Raw genomic sequence first — 18,555 nt, forward strand, 5'->3', positions numbered from 1 at the left:
CTTATCATGTTAATTTGTCAATTAATTTTAGATATAATTTATCATGAATTATATCTAGATATTGAATATGCTTAGTTAACAACTTATAATAAAAGTACTAAAATTTAACAAATTAAAAATAAAATTACAACAAATAGGAGAATAATATGAAGCTAAAAAATAGTGTAGAACAAGCAATTTGTTTATTGATCATGATTGCTCATAGTGATGAAAAAACACCTCTTAAAAGTTATAATATATCTAAAAGTCTTGGAGTATCTGATTCTTATTTAAAAAAAATAATTCGGCAGTTAGTAGTTGCTGGTTTGATTACTTCAGAAGCTGGTAAAAAAGGTGGTGTTTCTTTAAAGAAAAGTCCTGACAAGATAACTTTATTAGATATTTTTGAAGCAATTGAAGGAAAAGAGCCTTTTGCAAGAGCAACAGGATTAGTGGAGCGAGTATTTTTAAATGAATTAAAAGAAGTTAAAGAACAAAAACAGGCAATGATATTGGAAGCTTTTAATCAAGCTGAAAAAAGTTATAAAGAAAAATTAAAAAAAATCACTTTACAAATGGCTATGGTTGATCGAAATAAAAAAACTTATTAATTATTTTAACTATATAAGATGAATTATGATATAATAGGGCGTTGGGAGTGATTAGATGATAAATACTGTTATATTTGATTTAGATGGAACGTTAATTAATTCGATTGAGGATTTAGGTGACACTGTAAATCAACTATTGAAAAAAAGAGGATATCCTATCCATGATTTTAATAGTTATTATAAGTTTGTCGGTGATGGTGTTATTAAATTAATCGAACGTGCTTTACCAGAAAATTGCAATGATGATATTATGGAAATAAAGCATGAATTTGATGAAATTTATGGTAAAAATTGTCTTAATAAAACAAAAGCTTATCCAGGTATTGTGGAATTATTAGAGATATTAAAAGAACATGACTATAATTTGGCTGTAGTAACAAACAAACCCCAACAACATGCAATCAAAATTACTAAAGCTTTATTTCCTGATACCTTTGATTACATCTTTGGAAATAGTGCTTTACATCCTAAAAAACCTGATCCATGTTTAACTAATTTAGTTATTAATTTATTTGATGTTAAGAAAAATCAGGTAGTTTATATTGGCGATAGTGATGTTGATATCCAAACTGCTAAAAATACTAAAGTAAAATCGATTGGCGTATCTTGGGGATTTAGAGGAAAAGAAGAGTTAGTTAATAGTAATGCTGACTGTGTTGTAGATTATCCTCAAGAAATTTGGAGTAAGATCAATGATTGGAGTAAGTAGTTGTCTAGCGGGAGTTAAATGTACTTATCGTGGTGATGATAATTTAGTTGAATCAATTAAAGAATTAGTTGATCAAAATAAAGCCATTATGATTTGTCCAGAAGTTTTAGGTGGTTTAACGATTCCAAGGTATCCTTGTGAAATTATTGATGGTAAGGTAATTAATAATCAAGGTGAAGATAAGACAAAAGAATATTTATTAGGGGCAAAAAGAGCTTTAAAGATTCTTTTGGATAATAATGTAAATGTTGTTTTATTGAAAAGTAAAAGTCCAAGTTGTGGTAAGGATTATGTTTATGATGGAAGTTTTAGTCATACTTTAGTTAAGGGTGATGGAATTACATGTAAGTTATTGAAAGAACATGGAATTGTTGTGTTTAATGAATTTGAAATAGAGGAGTTTTTTGAGTATATTAATGGTTGATAATTTGTTAATGACATTAAAAAATTATTGTGTTAGAATGTTGATAATATAAGATAAGTGAGGTAAATTATGGCACATATTAAATTTAAATTTGATACTTTAAATGCTTTTTGTAATGAAGCGTTTGAAAAATTTGGTTTTAGTAAAGAAGAAAGTAAAATTATTACAGATGTATTACTTTTATCAGATATTTATGGAATTGAATCACATGGAATGCAAAGACTTTCAAGATATCATAAAGGAATCGAAAAAGGAATGATTAAAGTTGATGCTAAACCTGAAATTGTTTTTGAAACACCTGTTTCTGCAGTAATCGATGGTCATGCAGGAATGGGTCAATTAATTAGTAAGTTTGCAATGGAAAAATGTATTGAAAAAGCTAAGAATGTAGGAATGGCAATCGTAACAGTTAGAAATTCTAATCATTATGGAATTGCAGGATATTATGCAAAGATGGCTTGTGATCAAGGCTTGATTGGGATGTCATTTACTAATTCAGAAGCAATCATGGTACCAACATTTGCTCGTAAAGCAATGCTTGGATCAAATCCAATTGCTTTAGCAATGCCTGCTAAACCATATCCATTTTTCTTTGATGCATCAACTACAGTAGTAACAAGAGGAAAATTAGAAATGTATCGTAAAGCAGAAAAAGAATTACCTCAAGGTTGGGCTTTAGATAAAGATGGTAATCCTTCATGCGATGCTCCTGATGTTTTAGATAATATCGCAAATAAAATTAGTGGTGGAATTATGCCACTAGGTGGTTCAACAGAACAATTAGGTAGTCATAAAGGCTATGGATATGGAATGTTCTGTGAGATTTTCTGTTCAATTTTATCACAAGGTTTAACATCTAATCATACACATATTGATGGTGTAGGTGGAACTTGCCATGGTTTTATTGCAATTGATCCAAAAATTTTTGGAAATCCTGAAGATATTGAAGCACATTTTTCAACTTTCTTACAAGAATTAAGAGATGCACCAAAAGCTAAAGGACAATCACGTATTTATACTCATGGTGAAAAGGAAATTGAAGCAGTTAAAGATCGCATGGAAAATGGAATTGATGTTGATGTTAAAACTGTTTTAGAAATGAAAGATTTATCTAATTATGTTGGTGTTGATTTTGAAAAATATTTTGGTAAGTTAGATATTGAAGATGATGGTTATAAGACTGTGTATTAAGGAGATTTTATATGAAATTTAAGTGTGTACATTGTAATATCAATATTACAAATATTGAAAAAAGTGTAGCGTTTTATCAAAAAGCATTAGGTTTAAAAGTTGAAAGAACTAAAGAAGCTAGTGATGGAAGTTTTGTATTAACTTATCTTGGTGATGGTATTAGTAATTTTCAAATTGAATTGACTTGGTTAAAAGATCATCCTCAACCATATGATTTAGGTGAAAATGAAAGTCATATTTGTTTTGAAGTAGATGATTATCAAAAAGCATACGAGTTACATAAGGAAATGGGATGCATTTGTTTTGAAAATAAAGAGATGGGATTGTATTTTATTAACGATCCTGATGATTATTGGATTGAAATTTTACCAAAGAGATAGAGATGAAGCTGTAATTAATTACAGCTTTTTATTGTGCTAATAATTAAGAAATGTTATTAATTATTACAAAATTGTAGATTATAAATATTTTATAAGCAAGATATTATAACATTATTTGTAAGTAGCTATGAAGAATAATAAAAAGGAGTATTAATGTAAATCGAGTTTAAATCATGTGATAATAAAATAATTATTTATAGAAATATTTGAAAACCATCGAAAAGATTATTGGAATAATTAAAATTGTTTATGGAATAACTGAACATATGGATTGTTATGAAGAACTTGCTAAATATTTTTGTAAAAAAGGATTTTTGGTATTTGGAATTAATGTAATGGATCATGAAAAATTATTATATCCAAGCAAGATAAAAGGGTATTTTGGTAATGAAGGAAGTTGGCAAAGTAAAGTTGAAAATGTATATCAAAGTTATTTGTTGATAAAAACATTACCATATTATTTAATTGGTTTTTCTATGGAATCATTTATTGTTAGGATTTTGATGATAAAAAAGATAATGAATTAAAAATTAATGGTTGTTTTTTATTAGAAACTGGTTATCAACTTATATTTTTATTGAAAATAATTAAAATCATAGTAAAAGTAATTGTAAAAAGTAGGTGACCAAAATTCAAGCAAACTAATTGATTCATTAACTTTTGATAACTATAACAAAAAATTTAAACCAATTGAAACAAATATAGATTGGCTATTAAAAATAAAATAGAGTGAGATAAATATTTAAATGATCTTGTGGTTTTAAAACATATAAGTTCAGGATTATTTAGAGAATTATTAATAGGTATGATTTTTACTAATAATAAATTATATCAGTTACATATAGATTAATCCGGTAAAAATGGTGCAGTAGGCCAATTTGGTAAAGGAATTAGTAGGGCAGCACCATTGTTAAAAAAGTGGGGTATAAATAAAGTTGAAATTAAGTTGTTTGACAATATGCATCATGATATTTTACATGAACAAAATTATTATGATGTTTATCGATTTATTGAAGGTAAGATAATATAAAAATTTATCATAATAATTTAAAAGATAATAAGTCATCGAAGAGCTAAAAAATTACATTTTAGCTCTATTTTTTAGGACAATATGTTTAAATTTATTAAATTTTGGACAATTTTTCTGTTTAATATTTATATTTATAACATAATCATATAAAATATATGTAAGCGATTACTTTTTATGAATTGTATTTAATAAGGGGGTGGATTAAGCAATGAAAAAAACAAAATATCTTCTAATAACAACTGTTTTAATAATGTTAATTAGCGGAGTTAGTAATATAAATGCATATAATGAAAATGCTAATGACGAAAATGATGAAAGTACTTTAGATTTAAATACGGATGGTTTAAAAAATAAAAAAGAAGACTATTCATCTTTAACAGATATTAATGGCATAAATATTTTTACAGATGAAGCTAAAAAAGCAATAGATGAAAAAAATATAAATGAAAAAGAAAAATGGGATGAAGCGAAAAATAAATTATTTACACCAAATTATCAAACTAAAGATGATGAAAAAAATATAAATGATAATTTATTTAAAGAACCAGTAGTATTTAATAAAATATTTACAAACCAACAAACAAAAATTTCTTTTGTTTGGATTATTGTATGTTTAACAGTGGTTTTAGGAATATGTGTATTTATTTTTACAAGAAGATTTTATAAAAGAAAGGGAGAATTAGAAAATGAAGATAATAGTTACACTTACCAATAAAATTCAATGTACTGATTATCAATTAAACAATGATATGATAATTAAAGATGCATTAAAAATTATTGAAGAAAATGATTCTTTTAATTTACCTGATAATCTTCAATATATTTATTCTAGTCGTAGTAAAAAGAAAGTCAGTATATATTATTCATTTAAACAAGCTAAGATTTATTCGGGAGATATTATATTAATAGAAAGTAGAGGGGAAGAATAAAATGAGTGATAAGATTAAAAAAGATCTAAAAAAATCTAATATTAATGCTACTAGTGATTTTGATTTTTATCAAATTGAAAGAAAAAGCAAGTATCTATTGGATTGTAAAGTTAAAAGAACATTAGATGAAGTAAGTTTTGAATTTACATATCATCAAGAACAACCATTTGAAAAAATTAGAGAATTATCAATAGTTTTTAAATATCAGGCCTTAATTAATATTCAAAATTTAATAAACGATGTTAAACGTATTAAAATATCATTGAATCCTGTCAATTTAACATACGATACAAATATGATGCCTAAAGCTATCATGAGAGATATATATAAAGATACGTCATTTAATGAAAATGATTTTATTAGTCAATATAAGGCATTGATAGGATATGTATTACAAAATAAATATTCTTTTGAGGATTATTATCAAGGTGGAAATCAATTATTAAACAAAAATAAAATTACAACACCGTTTTTAGAAGCAAAAACATTAAATGAATTGGTTGATATTTTAAATAAAGAATATAATAATGTACAAAATAAATTAAAAAATAATTACATTGAAGTTGATAAAAGAAAATTTAAAAGATTGAAAATCATTAATCGAGTAGGGATTGGATTACTTATTATCTCAATTTTTGTAGGTGGATATTTTGGTGGATATAGATTATATGAAGAGACTTTATTTAATCAGGCCAATGAAGCATATATTAAACAAGATTATATTTCAGTAAGAGATATCTTAGAAAATATTGGTGTTAGTAGAATGAATATAAATACTAAGTATATTTTAGCTTTTTCTAATGTTAAAGTTGAATCATTAACTGATGAACAAAAGAATAATATTTTATCAAGTGTTTCACTTAATTCTGATGAAAGAATTTTAGAGTTTTGGATTTATTTAGGTAAATCAGATATGGAAGAAGCTATTGATATTGCAAAACAGCTAGGGAATGAAGAATATATCGCATATGGATATATGAAAGAAAAGGCAATTATTGAAAATGATACGTCTTTATCAGGCAGTGAAAGAGAAGAAAAACTTAAAGAAATAGAAAATAATTTAGAAGAATTAAATCTTGGAAATGAAGATTCTACTAATCAATAGGAGGGAATAATATGAAAAGTATTTTTATTTTTAATGATAATGAATATCATGACTATCCTCTTATTGAAAAACAAGAAATAGAGGGCATTTGTATTTTTACAAAAGGAGAAAATATTTTAACATATGCAAATGATGGAAGTGAGTTGGTTATAGAGCCACATCAAAAATATAAAATTGATGAAAAAGAAATTATGGTTCTTAATGGAAAAACGAGAGTGTAAATAATTTTGTGTAAACTAATCCACCAATGGTAGAATTAAATTAACTGCCAAAGGAGGATTTTTATTATGAGTAAAAAAGATATAGTTAAATATATAATTGATGAGTATGGTGTTACATCACCTACTGACATAACTAATGCATTAAAAGACTTATTAGGTGAAACATTACAAGATATGTTGAACTCTGAATTTGATGAATATATGGGATATGACAAGTATGATCAAAAAACAGATAAAACTAATTATCGTAATGGAACTTACAAAAAAACAGTTAAAACATCTCAAGGGAATATGGATTTAAATATTCCAAGAGATAGAAACTCATCATTTGATTCAGTTATTATAGAAAAACACAATCGTGATATTAGTGATATTGATAACAAAGTTATCAACTTATATGCCCGTGGTATGTCTGCAAGAGATATCAGTGATACTATTAAAGATATTTATGGTGTAGAAGTTAGTGCAGCTATGATAAGTAAAATAACAGATAAAATTATACCTAAAGCTTTAGAATGGCAAAATAGACCATTAGATACTGTATATCCAATAGTCTTTATTGATTGTGTTCATTTTAATGTTAAAGCAGATAATATGGTTACCAAAAAAGCTGCATATGTTGTCTTAGGGGTTAATGAGAATGGATATAAGGAAATACTTGGTATTTGGATTGGCGAAAACGAAACAGCTAAATTCTGGCTATCAGTACTAACTGATTTAAAGAATAGAGGAGTTAAGGATATATTAATTATTTGTAGTGATGGTCTTCCAGGTATTAAACAGGCAATTGAATCAGCATTCCCAAATACAGTACAACAAAGATGTATAGTTCATCTAATTAGAAATTCATGTAAATACTTGAGTTATAAAGATAGAAAAGAATTCTGTAAAGATCTAAGAACAGTATATACAGCATCTACAGGTGATAAAGCATTAGAAGCACTAGATAAGTGTAAAGATAAATGGGGAGATAAATATCCGTATGCATTTAAGCCATGGGAAGATAATTGGAATGAAGTTTGTAATATGTTTAATTATGTTCCAGAACTAAGAAAAATCATGTACACAACGAATGCAATTGAAAGTCTGAATAGTGCATTTAGAAAGTTTACTAAAATAAGAACAGTATTCCCAACAGATGAAAGTTTATTTAAATCTTTGTACTTAGCTCAGGATAAAATAACAAGTAAATGGAATGTCCCATATGGTAATTGGGGAGTTATATATTCTAGTCTTCAAATCATCTTTGAAGGGAGGCTTTAACGAGAACGTTTACAATTAAATATATTATGATATGATATAAAAAAAGTAACTGTATGATTACTCAATACAGTTACCCATCAAATTCTATCATTGGAAATAGACTTTACACAAAATAATTTACAGGCTCTTTACTTATTATAAGCAAACAAAAAAGGAAGTTTTAATTTATTGAATATCAATAAAATTAATTCTTCCTTTTTATATAAGAATATTAATAATTTTATTTAACGAACTTTTTAAATACTTGATCAAATTCAGGATAACTTTTTTTTAAGTTAATTGGTTTTCCATCTTTATTAATAAAGCAATGTTTAGATGTTCCGGTAGTACACAAAATACTATCTTGATTATATATCTCATAGCTACAAGTAAAGCGAACACTGCTGTATTTATCAAATGATACATGAATTGTTGCAATATCATCAAAATACATCATATTTAAATATTTACACTCTATTTCTAATACAGGTGAAATAATTCCTTTTTCTTCCATTGTTTTATAAGTTAGGCCAATTTGATTCATCAAATCAATTCGTGCTTCTTCAAACCAACGTATATAATTAGAATGATGAATAATCCCCATTTGATCAGTTTCATAATATTTTGCAATATGTTGATATGGTTTAATGTTCATAACTATTCTCCTAAAATAAAAATTTCTCCCTCACTATGAATTTTAATAATATTATTATAACGACATAATGGCTCATTATCTATAGATTCAAGCATTCTTTTAGGATTATTAGTAAAATGCATTGGTAAAACATAAGTAGCTTTAATATGACTTAAAATATAATTCATTCCCCAATGCATAGAATCTTCAAGACGGGGATCTAAAGGAATCATCATTAAATCAAAGTTTAAGTCTTTAATTTTATTAATTTCACTTTTAAAAGTATTAGCTTGATAATTATTATCACTATCTGGTTCGCCAATCCAATGCCACCAGTGTAGATCACCGGCATGATAAATACGTTTATTTTCTATTTCAATGATAAAAGCCACACCTTCATCGCTAGATAATAATGTATGAATATTTAAGTTATCAACATAATAATGTTTATTAGGTAAAACTTTAATGCCTTTATTATTTATTGCGTGATCGATAATATAGGTAATATTTGGATGATTTAAATTATATATTGTAGGATTATAATGATCATAATGACTATGTGATACAAAAACATACAATGGTTTAGAAGGATTTAAATCAGGAATAGTTCCTTGATAATAGTCAAATAATAAAATATGATTTTTAAGTTCAACAAGAAATCCACTGTTATATAAATACGTAACTTTCATATGTCCTCCTTTATAAATAAAAGGGAGAATTATTCTCCCTCATCATAGTTTGCTACATTATGATAGATTTGATCAACATCATCACAAGCATTTAAATTATTCATTAAACGTTCAAATAGTTCCATATCTTCACCTTCAAGTTCTACAGTATCTTGAGGTAAAGTTTGAATTTCGTCGATATCAAAATCAACATCTGATTTAATGCTTTCAATAGCTTCTTTAATCTTATAAAGATCAGTTGGTTCACCAATAATTTTAATTGAACCATCTTCCTCACTAATAATGTCACGAGCATCAATTTCAGCCATTACTAAGGCATCTAATACTGCTTCTTCATCTAATCCCTTAAAACTTACAACACTAATAACATCATATAAATAAGAAACAGAACCTTCGTTTCCTAATTTAGCTTTAGATTTAGTAAATGCAGGACGTACTTGAGAAATCGTACGATTAATATTATCAGTTAAGCATTTGACAATAATAGTAGCTCCACCATTAGCATATCCTTCAAATACTTTTTCTTCATAATCTTCAGTAACTCCGCTTTTTACTTTATCAATTGCTCTTTTAATAACATCAGCAGGTACTTGTTCTTTTTTTGCTTTTTCAATTAATCTTCTTAAAGCTAAGTTTCCATCTGGTTCAGGTCCCCCAGCTTTAGCTGCTAAATATATTTCTTTACCGTAACGAGAATATAACTTAGTTTTTTTAGCAGCTGTTTTAGCCATGGCAACTTTACGCACTTCATGTGCTCTACCCATAAAATAACTCCTCCTTAAAGTGATAAATTCCATTAAATTATACACTTATCATCTAATATTATCAAGTATTCATTTTATTAGTTCTTTTGTTTTGAAAGCCTATAATATTGTGCTATAATATTAGACAATATATAAGGAGATAGTCAATGGAAACAACAGTAATTATAGGAGCCGGAGCTAGTGGCTTGATTTGCGGACATGAACTTGCAAAAAATCATCATAATGTAATTATTTTAGAACAATCGAATAAATCAGGTAGAAAAATATTAGCAAGTGGAAATGGACGTTGTAACCTTTCTAATACTAATTTAGATATGTATTTTTATAATACTGATGATGAAAGAATTGAAAAAATTATTCATAGTTTTGATGCTAAAGCATATTTTAATGAAATCGGTGTTTTAACAAGACAAGTGGGAACTTTATTATATCCGCGATCTAATCAAAGTTTAACAATTAAAAATGCATTAATGAATAATTTTGATCAAGTTGCTTTAATTGAAGAATGTAAAGCATTAAAAATAATAAAAAAAGAACATGGCTATTTAGTAGATACAACGAGAGGAAAATATGAATGTGATAATGTTGTTATTGCTACTGGTTCACCTGCATCACTATTATCTGGAGAAAATAGTTATGATTTGGTTAAGATGCTTGATTTAACAGTAACAAAGTTGTATCCTAGTTTAGTCCAATTAAAAACTAAACCATCTTATGCAAAATTAAAAGGGGTACGAGTAAAGTGTAAAGCTAGTTTATTAGTTGATGATTGTTTAATTGAAAGCCAAGACGGTGAAGTTTTATTTAGTGATCAAGGTTTATCAGGTATTTGTATTATGCAATTATCAAGGCTGCTTTCAAGATATGATGGTAAAAAAGAAATTAGTTTAGATTTATTACCAGAATATGATTATAAACAAGCTGAGTTTTTATTAAATGAACGTAAGGGAAAATTTGGTAATTATTATCTAGAGGGCATGTTTAATGATAAATTAGCTAAAGTATTAGAAACTGTAACTGATTTAAAAGATATACGTTTTAAAATTACGGGGACATTTGATTATCGTAAAGCTCAAGTAATTAGTGGTGGTGTTAGTTTAGATGAAGTTAATGAGAATTTAGAATGTGTAAAATATCCAGGAGTTTATATTGCTGGTGAAGTGTTAGATGTAGATGGTGATTGTGGAGGCTATAATTTACATTTTGCTTTTGCTTCAGGATATCACATTGCTAAAACAATAAGTAAGGGAAGATAATATGATTAGAATCAATAATGTAAAAGTTCCATTGGATATGGTGGATTATCGTCAAGTTATTTCACAACAATTAAATATTTCTAAAAATAAAATTAAGGATGTTAAATTGGTTAAACAAGCAGTTGATGCTAGAAGAAAAAATAAAATTCATTTTGTCTGTAGTTTTGATTTTAATATCGATAATGAAGAAATGATCATTAAAAGATATCCTAAATTACAATTAACTAAAGTAAAACCATATCATTATCCTGTAATGAAAGCTAACGATGAACATATTGTAGTGGTAGGAAGTGGTCCAGCTGGTCTTTTTTGTGCTTATAATTTAGCTAGAGCTCATCAAAAAGTTACTTTGATTGAACGCGGTAAAGAAGTTGGAAAAAGAAAAGAAGATATTAATAACTTTTTTAAAACCGGTAAATTGCTTGTAAATAGTAATGTTCAATTTGGTGAAGGTGGAGCTGGAACATTTAGTGATGGTAAATTAACTACTGGTGTTAAAGATAAAAGAAAGCAGTTTATTTTAGAAACATTTGTACAACATGGTGCTAATGAAGATATTTTATATATGAATAAACCTCATGTCGGGACTGATTATTTAATCAATGTTGTTAAAAGTATGCGAGAAAAGATAATTGAAAATGGTGGAGAGGTATTATTTGAAAGTCAATTAGTAGATATTGGAATTGAAAATAATCAATTAGTAAATATCAAAATAGATCAAAATGGTAAAATTAAAACAATGCATTCTGATAAATTAGTATTAGCGATTGGTCATAGTGCTCGTGATACTTATGAGATGTTGTATCAAAGAGGATTAAAAATGGAAGCTAAACCATTTGCTGTTGGCTTAAGAATTGAACATTTGCAATCATTTATTAATGAACAGCAATATGGAAAATATGCCAATCATCCCCGCTTAAAAGCTGCTGATTATAAATTAGCAGTTAAAAGTAGTAATGGGCGTGGAGTTTATACATTTTGTATGTGTCCTGGGGGAAGAGTTATTAATTCAAGTAGTGAATTAGGTGGCGTTGTAGTAAATGGAATGAGCAATCAAGCTCGTGATGATATAAATGCTAATAGTGCTATTTTAGTAACAGTAGGGATTGAGGATTTTAAAGATAATCATCCTCTTTCAGGCGTTGTTTATCAACGTGAATTAGAGCATAAAGCATTTGAATTAGGTGGGAAAAATTATTTTGTTCCTGTAATGAAAGTAGAAGAATATTTAGGAAGTGAAGTAGGTGATACAAGTGTCGAATGCAGTGTTTTACCAGGAGTAAAACATGCTAACTTAAATGAATTATTTAGTGATGAAGTTAATCAGGCTTTAAAAGAGGGTTTAATGTTGATGAATCAAAAGATTTCAGGTTTTACAAGTAATGCAATGCTTTTAGGTGTGGAGTCTCGAAGTTCATCACCAGTTAAATTTGAACGTGATGAAAATTATCAAAGCAATATTAAAGGTATTTATCCTATTGGTGAGGGAGCAGGCTATGCCGGAGGAATTATGTCAAGTGCTTTAGATGGATTAAAATGTAGTGAATTAATTTTAAAAGGGGAGAATAAGTAATGTCGATTATTGAAATTGCTTTGATTGGTATTGCTCTTGCAATGGATGCTTTTGCGGTATCCATTTGTAAAGGGTTGGCAATGAGTAAAATGAATTATAAAAAAACTATTATTATTGCTTTATTCTTTGGTGTTTTTCAAGCATTAATGCCACTACTTGGTTATTTTTTAGGTAATGCTTTTGCTAATTCAATTGCTGCAATTGATCATTGGATTGCTTTTATATTATTAGGATTAATTGGAATCAATATGATCAAAGAAGCACTTGATGATGAAATCGAATGTGTTGATGATACTTTACGTATCGGTGATTTAATTATGCTGTCGATTGCAACGAGTATTGATGCTTTAGCAGTAGGAATTACTTTTGCTTTTTTTAAAGTTTCAATTTTATCAGCAATTTCAATTATTGGAATTATCACATTTATTCTTTGTGTAATTGGGGTTAAAATTGGAAATGTATTTGGAGAAAAATATAAAAGTAAAGCTGAAATTATTGGTGGTATTATTTTGATTTTGATTGGATTTAAAATCTTGATTGAACATTTGTTTTTTTAGAGAGGTAGTATAGGGATATGAAGGTTGAAATGTTGAAAAAAACTAAAGAGCACCATTCGATGCGTCCGACAAGACAAATTGCTCTTAGCTTTTTTATGGTTATTTTAATTGGGTCGATTTTATTAACTTTACCGATTAGTAATAATGGTGAAACTACATCATATTTAAATAATTTATTTATTGCAACATCGGCTACGTGTGTTACAGGACTTGTTCCTGTAGTACCGGCAGAGCAGTATAATTTGTTTGGTCAATTAGTTATTATTATGCTAATTCAAATTGGGGGACTTGGTTTTTTAACTTTTTTAAATTTATTGTTAGTTATGATAAGAAAGAAAATTTCATTGACTAATAAATTAGTTATGCAAGAAGCATTAAACCAGTCATCATTAAATGAAATTCCAAAATTTTTAAAAAATGTAATAAAGTATACTTTTTTAGTTGAAGGGATTGGAGCAGTTTTACTTGCTTTAGTATTTATTCCTGATTATGGAGTGGTAAAGGGAATATATTTTTCAATCTTCCATTCTATTTCAGCGTTTTGTAATGCTGGTTTTGATGTAATTGGAAGTAATTCTTTAATTGGATATCAAACTAATATAATTATTAATCTGGTTATTCCTGGTTTGATTATAATGGGAGGACTTGGTTTTGTTGTTTGGTTTGATGTTGCTAAAGTGATCAAAAAGGAATTTAAGAAAACTTCTAAATTTAGTTTTAAACATTTATTTACTAATTTTAGTTTACATACTAAAATCGTATTAATTATGACAGTAATATTATTAGCAGTGGGAATGATTATATTCTATCTATGTGAAGTAAATAATCCTGATACAATCGCTAAATTAGGATTGTTCGATCAATTTCAAGTTTCGTTTTTTCAATCGGCAACGTTACGTACTGCTGGATTTGCTTCAGTAGATATTGCTTCGTTGCATCCAAGTACAAAGTTTATGATGTGTATATTAATGTTTATTGGTGGTTCACCAGCGGGAACTGCTGGGGGGATCAAAACAGTCACTTTTGCTGTTAGTATTTTAATGGTTTATAATATTTATCATGGACGAAAAGAAGTAACTGCATTTTCAAGAAGAATTCCAAGGAGATTGATTATTCGTTCATTTGCGATTATTACGATGGCAATTTGTTTAGTTTTTACAGGAATGTTTATTTTAAGTATTACTGAAAATGCTTCATTTATCGATATTGCCTTTGAAGTTGTTTCAGCATTCGCAACCGTTGGATTAAGTGCTTCACTTACACCAGTACTTTCAGCAATTGGTAAAATTGTACTTATTATTTTAATGTATATTGGTAGAATTGGACCAATTACTTTGATTATTTCTTTTGCAAGAAAATCATATATAAATGCTAGTAAAAAAGAAGTAAGATATACTGATGGTAATATTTTGCTTGAATAATAAAAGTGTTATAATAGAAATTATAAAGGATTATGATGGAGGATGGATATGAAAAATAAACAATATGCAGTATTAGGACTAGGAGTATTTGGTTCTACTGTAGCAACAACCTTGGCCAAATATGATTGTGAGGTAATTGCAATTGATAAAGATGAATCATGTGTTGAAAGAATTGCTGATGAAGTAACTAAAGCTATCGTTGGAGATACTACTGATATTGAGCAATTAAAAGCTTTAGGATTTGAGGATATCGATGTAGCAGTTATTGCTATTGGAACTCATTTAGAAGAAGCTGTTTTAACGACAATGAATGTAAAAGACTTAGGAGTTCCTTGTGTTATTGCTAAAGCAAAAAATAAACAATTTTCAAAAATATTAGAAAAAGTTGGTGCTAATAGAGTAATTAGAGCAGAAAAAGATATGGGGTATCGTGTTGCTAAATCATTACTTAGAAAAAGTATTGTTGATTTAGTTGAATTAGATGATGATTATTCTTTAGTTGAGATAAATGTTCCTAATGACTGGATAGGTAAAAGCTTAGAATATTTAAATATTCGACAAGCTTATCATATGAATGTAATAGGAGTAAAAGATAGTAATGATCAAATGTCATTGAATGTTGGTGCTAATTACATAGTTCAAAAAGGAGATCGTTTCTTTGTTATTGGTAGAACAACAGAGTTAGAAAGATTTGATCAAAATAGTTAATCAATGTATTAAGATTACTATTGGTTTTTTATGAAAATATTGGTATATTTGTATTATCTTTTAAAAAAAAATAGTATAATATAATTGTAAGATACAGGGAATATAATTTTAATGTTTTAAACATTAAATGAACCACAAAAGGAGTGTATAGTTATGAAACTAATAGTTGCAATTGTAAATTCCGATGATAGTGCTTCGGTTCAAGAAGGACTTACAGAAGGAGGATATTTTGTTACAAAGTTATTTACTACTGGGGGATTTTTAAAAAAAGGAAATACAACATTTTTGATTGGAACAAATGATGATAAAGTAGATGATTGTATTTCTGTAATTAAAGCTAAAGCTAAAAAACGAGTAGAAAAAGAACCTACGATTCCACCAACTGAAATGGGAGAGTTTTTTACTCCAATTATGGTAGATGTGCTTGTTGGAGGAGCAACAGTGTTCGTGTTAAATATTGATCAGTTTGAAAAATTCTAAAAAAGAAGTAGCTAAGCTACTTCTTTTATCATATAATGTCTTAAGGTGATGATAATGGAGTATAGATTAATAAATAAAAATGAGATATTTAGTAATGATTTGATTGGTAAGGAAGATATAGATAATAGTTTATTTACATATGTTTGTTGTAATGAAAATAAAATCATTGGAATTATTTGTATAAGTAATGATAACTATTTAAAAGTGTTTGTTGAAGCTGATTATCGTTGTCAAGGAATTGCTAAAAAATTAATAGAAATTGTTGATAAACTAGTAATAAATGATTTATTTGTTTTAGCTAATAGTAATACAATTGATTTTTTTAAACATTTAGGTTTTAAATTGTTAGATGATTATAAAATGATAAAAGCAAAAGTAATTAAAAAACGTTTTAATAATTATGATGAAGTTGTTGAATTTATCAACAGTCAAAAAAACCGGGTATATAGTTTAGATAATTTTAAACGTTATATGTATGATCTTGGTAATCCGCAACTAAAATTAAATTGTATTCATATTGGGGGAACTAATGGAAAAGGCTCAACTACAAATTATATTAAAGAAGTATTAAAAGATGCTGGGTATCGTATTGCAACTTTTACTTCTCCAGCACTGTATTCTAGATTAGATATAATTAGAATTAATGATCAGTTTATTGATGAACAAACTATGGTTGATTATGCTAATTATTATGTGGATCTGTGGCTTGAATATGAGATATCAATGTTTGAAATTGAAGTATTTATTGCAATCATGTATTTTATTAATCAAAATGTCGATCTTGCAATCTTTGAAGTTGGTTTAGGGGGAACGTTAGATGCTACAAATATTATTATGCCTAAACTAGCTATAAATACAAATATTGGTTTAGATCATATTGATTATTTGGGAGATACTTATCAAAGTATTGCTTTAAATAAAGCAGGAATTGTAAAAGAAGGAATTGATTATTTAACTGGTGAAACCAAAAAAGAGTGTTTGGATGTCTTTAAAGAAGTATGTAATAAACATCATAGTAAATTATTAACTTTAAAACCAATTACTAATATTATTGATGGAAGTAATGTTCGTTATTGTTATCGAGATTTTGATATTGTTTTAAATACACCGGCTTTATATCAAGTAAATAATAGTGCTTTAGCAATCGAGGCTTTATTGTATTTAAAAGAACATCAAATTGTAACTTTCAGTAAAAATGATTTATTAGCAGGAATATATAATGCAACTTGGAAAGGTCGTTTTGAAACAATAAATAAAGATCCTTTAATTATAATTGATGGAGCTCATAATAAAGAAGGAATCGATGCATTTTACGAATGTGCTAAAAAATACGACAATATAAAAATAATTTTTAGTGCTCTTCGTGATAAAGATCATAAACATATGTTAGAAAAGTTATTGAAATTAACAGATGATATAACTATTTGTGAATTTGAACATGTACGTTCTAGTGATGCTAAAACATTGGCTAATGGTTTTAATGTTAAAATTCAACCTGATTATAAAAAAGCAATTGATGATGCTTTTAATCACCAGGGAACGGTTTTTATTACAGGATCATTGTATTTTATTGCTAAAGCAAGAGCATATATTATTGAAAAAAACTCTAAATAGCTTGAAACCCCTTTTCATTTGTAGTATCATCTCGATTGTATACATTTGTATATAATATAGAAAAAGGAGGAGTCTACTTTTAAGTAGCAATCGCATGTACGGTCATTGATCGGAATTAACGCCTGTGGACTAGAAATGAGGATGAAGCAGGAAATGGTTGTAAATAAGTAGCAATCAAATTATGATTCAAATTATTTGCGGAGTTTTATTAGTCTTAATTGGTATTTTTGTATTTTGGAAATATCCAATTAAAAGTGATACTAAATCACTTACTTTAGCTGCATTATTAGTTATTCTTGCAGTGGTTTTAAAAAGATTTTCAATTATGATACCATTATTTGGGTTTGAAAGTTTGAAAATCTCAGTAGAAGTTATTCCAATGTTATTAGCTGGGGTACTTTTAGCACCAGGTTATTGTTTTATCATTGGTTTAGCGATTGATTGGGTGGGGTTGATTATAGCACCAACTTCATTTCCATTTTTAGGATTTACTTTAAGTGCTGTATTGCAAACTTTAATACCTTCAATTATTGTAAGAAATATTAAAGATGATTATTCTAAATATTTAGAGAAAGTAATTAAAGTTGTTTTAGTGTTATTAGCTATAGGGGCATGTGTTTATGTGTTTAGCTTAGAGCAGGTTACTATATCTAAACAAGTAGTGGATATTACATTTAATATTAAAGTTTTTATTAGTGTTTTGTGTGTAATAATGGTAAGTGTTTTATTCATGGTAATGTATTATTATAAAAGGAAGTTAAATAATGATGACTATCATTTGTTTAATAAATGGCTTATTTCAGTAGTTTTAGTGGAAATGGCTGTTACTTTTTGTTTAACACCATATTGGCTACAAGTAATGTATGGAATTCCATTTACTTTATCTTTATTTATTCGAGTGATTAAAGAATGTATTATGATACCAGTCAACATTATTTTAGGATATACAATTTTAAGAGTTATAAAACGTTTATAGTCTAGCAAATTTGCTAGACTTTTTTGTTTAAATTAATTAAAAATGCCTAGAATAAAGTGAGG

General features: G+C 27.3%; 23 protein-coding genes. 20 read left to right on the top strand and 3 right to left on the bottom strand.

Annotated elements, in window-relative coordinates; translation table 11 throughout:
* Positions 1-146: 146 nt before the first annotated feature.
* From NQ543_RS04240 to NQ543_RS04295, 12 genes are all read left to right on the top strand, one after another.
* Positions 147-590 carry an Rrf2 family transcriptional regulator gene (locus NQ543_RS04240; RefSeq protein WP_004610465.1) on the top strand — a complete coding sequence of 148 codons (444 nt, stop codon included), beginning with the start codon at positions 147-149 and terminating at the stop codon, positions 588-590.
* A 55-nt stretch (positions 591-645) separates the two neighbouring features.
* Positions 646-1,299, top strand: a complete 654-nt coding sequence (locus NQ543_RS04245; protein WP_004610466.1) for an HAD family hydrolase — start codon at positions 646-648, stop codon at positions 1,297-1,299.
* Positions 1,283-1,723: a 2-thiouracil desulfurase family protein gene (locus NQ543_RS04250; protein ID WP_004610467.1), complete on the top strand. Its 441-nt coding sequence runs from the start codon at positions 1,283-1,285 to the stop codon at positions 1,721-1,723. Before NQ543_RS04245 ends, NQ543_RS04250 begins: the two co-directional genes overlap by 17 nt.
* 69 nt (positions 1,724-1,792) lie before the next feature.
* Positions 1,793-2,914 carry an Ldh family oxidoreductase gene (locus tag NQ543_RS04255; protein ID WP_004610468.1) on the top strand — a complete coding sequence of 374 codons (1,122 nt, stop codon included), beginning with the start codon at positions 1,793-1,795 and terminating at the stop codon, positions 2,912-2,914.
* A gap of 11 nt (positions 2,915-2,925) precedes the next feature.
* On the top strand, positions 2,926-3,294 hold the full coding sequence (locus NQ543_RS04260) for a VOC family protein (RefSeq protein ID WP_004610469.1): 369 nt from the start codon (positions 2,926-2,928) through the stop codon (positions 3,292-3,294).
* A 206-nt stretch (positions 3,295-3,500) separates the two neighbouring features.
* Positions 3,501-3,821 (top strand): alpha/beta fold hydrolase domain-containing protein, encoded by a 321-nt coding sequence (locus NQ543_RS04265; protein ID WP_004610470.1) that lies wholly within the window; start codon positions 3,501-3,503, stop codon positions 3,819-3,821.
* 380 nt (positions 3,822-4,201) lie between these two features.
* Entirely contained in the window at positions 4,202-4,324 is a 123-nt protein-coding gene (locus NQ543_RS04270) for a hypothetical protein (RefSeq protein ID WP_004610471.1), read from the top strand.
* Between the two features lie 208 nt (positions 4,325-4,532).
* Positions 4,533-5,039: a type VII secretion protein EssA gene (gene essA / locus NQ543_RS04275; RefSeq protein WP_004610472.1), complete on the top strand. Its 507-nt coding sequence runs from the start codon at positions 4,533-4,535 to the stop codon at positions 5,037-5,039.
* Positions 5,011-5,253, top strand: a complete 243-nt coding sequence (locus NQ543_RS04280) for a hypothetical protein (protein WP_004610473.1) — start codon at positions 5,011-5,013, stop codon at positions 5,251-5,253. Before essA ends, NQ543_RS04280 begins: the two co-directional genes overlap by 29 nt.
* A 1-nt stretch (position 5,254) precedes the next feature.
* Entirely contained in the window at positions 5,255-6,358 is a 1,104-nt protein-coding gene (locus NQ543_RS04285; RefSeq protein WP_004610474.1) for a type VII secretion protein EssB/YukC, read from the top strand.
* A gap of 11 nt (positions 6,359-6,369) precedes the next feature.
* Positions 6,370-6,579 (top strand): hypothetical protein, encoded by a 210-nt coding sequence (locus NQ543_RS04290; protein ID WP_004610475.1) that lies wholly within the window; start codon positions 6,370-6,372, stop codon positions 6,577-6,579.
* Between the two features lie 66 nt (positions 6,580-6,645).
* The gene (locus NQ543_RS04295) at positions 6,646-7,842 is read left to right on the top strand and encodes an IS256 family transposase (RefSeq protein WP_004610476.1); all 1,197 of its coding nucleotides are present in this window, start codon (positions 6,646-6,648) and stop codon (positions 7,840-7,842) included.
* Between the two features lie 220 nt (positions 7,843-8,062).
* Here the strand turns inward: NQ543_RS04295 and NQ543_RS04300 are convergent, their stop codons facing one another.
* From NQ543_RS04300 to NQ543_RS04310, 3 genes are read right to left on the bottom strand one after another with little or no spacing between them, the layout of a single operon-like run.
* Entirely contained in the window at positions 8,063-8,476 is a 414-nt protein-coding gene (locus NQ543_RS04300; RefSeq protein WP_004610477.1) for an acyl-CoA thioesterase, read from the bottom strand.
* 2 nt (positions 8,477-8,478) lie between these two features.
* The gene (locus NQ543_RS04305) at positions 8,479-9,144 is read right to left on the bottom strand and encodes an MBL fold metallo-hydrolase (RefSeq protein ID WP_004610478.1); all 666 of its coding nucleotides are present in this window, start codon (positions 9,142-9,144) and stop codon (positions 8,479-8,481) included.
* 29 nt (positions 9,145-9,173) lie between these two features.
* Positions 9,174-9,908, bottom strand: a complete 735-nt coding sequence (locus NQ543_RS04310) for a YebC/PmpR family DNA-binding transcriptional regulator (RefSeq protein ID WP_004610479.1) — start codon at positions 9,906-9,908, stop codon at positions 9,174-9,176.
* A gap of 146 nt (positions 9,909-10,054) precedes the next feature.
* Between NQ543_RS04310 and NQ543_RS04315 the strand changes: the two genes are divergently transcribed.
* The 8 genes from NQ543_RS04315 to NQ543_RS04350 all read left to right on the top strand — a co-directional run bounded on the left by NQ543_RS04315 (position 10,055) and on the right by NQ543_RS04350 (position 18,493).
* Positions 10,055-11,164 (top strand): aminoacetone oxidase family FAD-binding enzyme, encoded by a 1,110-nt coding sequence (locus NQ543_RS04315; protein ID WP_004610480.1) that lies wholly within the window; start codon positions 10,055-10,057, stop codon positions 11,162-11,164.
* A 1-nt stretch (position 11,165) separates the two neighbouring features.
* Positions 11,166-12,737: an NAD(P)/FAD-dependent oxidoreductase gene (locus tag NQ543_RS04320; protein WP_004610481.1), complete on the top strand. Its 1,572-nt coding sequence runs from the start codon at positions 11,166-11,168 to the stop codon at positions 12,735-12,737.
* Positions 12,737-13,294, top strand: coding sequence for a manganese efflux pump MntP (locus tag NQ543_RS04325; RefSeq protein ID WP_004610482.1), 558 nt, complete (start codon positions 12,737-12,739; stop codon positions 13,292-13,294). The genes NQ543_RS04320 and NQ543_RS04325 overlap by 1 nt, the downstream gene beginning before the upstream one ends.
* A gap of 17 nt (positions 13,295-13,311) precedes the next feature.
* Complete coding sequence (locus NQ543_RS04330) at positions 13,312-14,715, top strand: TrkH family potassium uptake protein (protein ID WP_004610483.1); 1,404 nt, start codon at positions 13,312-13,314, stop codon at positions 14,713-14,715.
* A gap of 48 nt (positions 14,716-14,763) precedes the next feature.
* On the top strand, positions 14,764-15,423 hold the full coding sequence (locus NQ543_RS04335; protein ID WP_039904576.1) for a potassium channel family protein: 660 nt from the start codon (positions 14,764-14,766) through the stop codon (positions 15,421-15,423).
* Between the two features lie 153 nt (positions 15,424-15,576).
* The gene (locus NQ543_RS04340; RefSeq protein WP_004610485.1) at positions 15,577-15,903 is read left to right on the top strand and encodes a cyclic-di-AMP receptor; all 327 of its coding nucleotides are present in this window, start codon (positions 15,577-15,579) and stop codon (positions 15,901-15,903) included.
* A gap of 54 nt (positions 15,904-15,957) precedes the next feature.
* A complete protein-coding gene (locus tag NQ543_RS04345) occupies positions 15,958-17,517 on the top strand; it encodes a GNAT family N-acetyltransferase (RefSeq protein WP_004610486.1) in 1,560 nt (519 codons plus the stop codon).
* 181 nt (positions 17,518-17,698) lie between these two features.
* Positions 17,699-18,493, top strand: a complete 795-nt coding sequence (locus NQ543_RS04350) for a folate family ECF transporter S component (protein WP_004610487.1) — start codon at positions 17,699-17,701, stop codon at positions 18,491-18,493.
* Positions 18,494-18,555: the final 62 nt, after the last annotated feature.

The organism is Thomasclavelia spiroformis DSM 1552, from assembly GCF_025149465.1.
In the GTDB taxonomy this organism is placed as follows: Bacteria; Bacillota_I; Bacilli_A; order Erysipelotrichales; family Coprobacillaceae; genus Thomasclavelia; species Thomasclavelia spiroformis.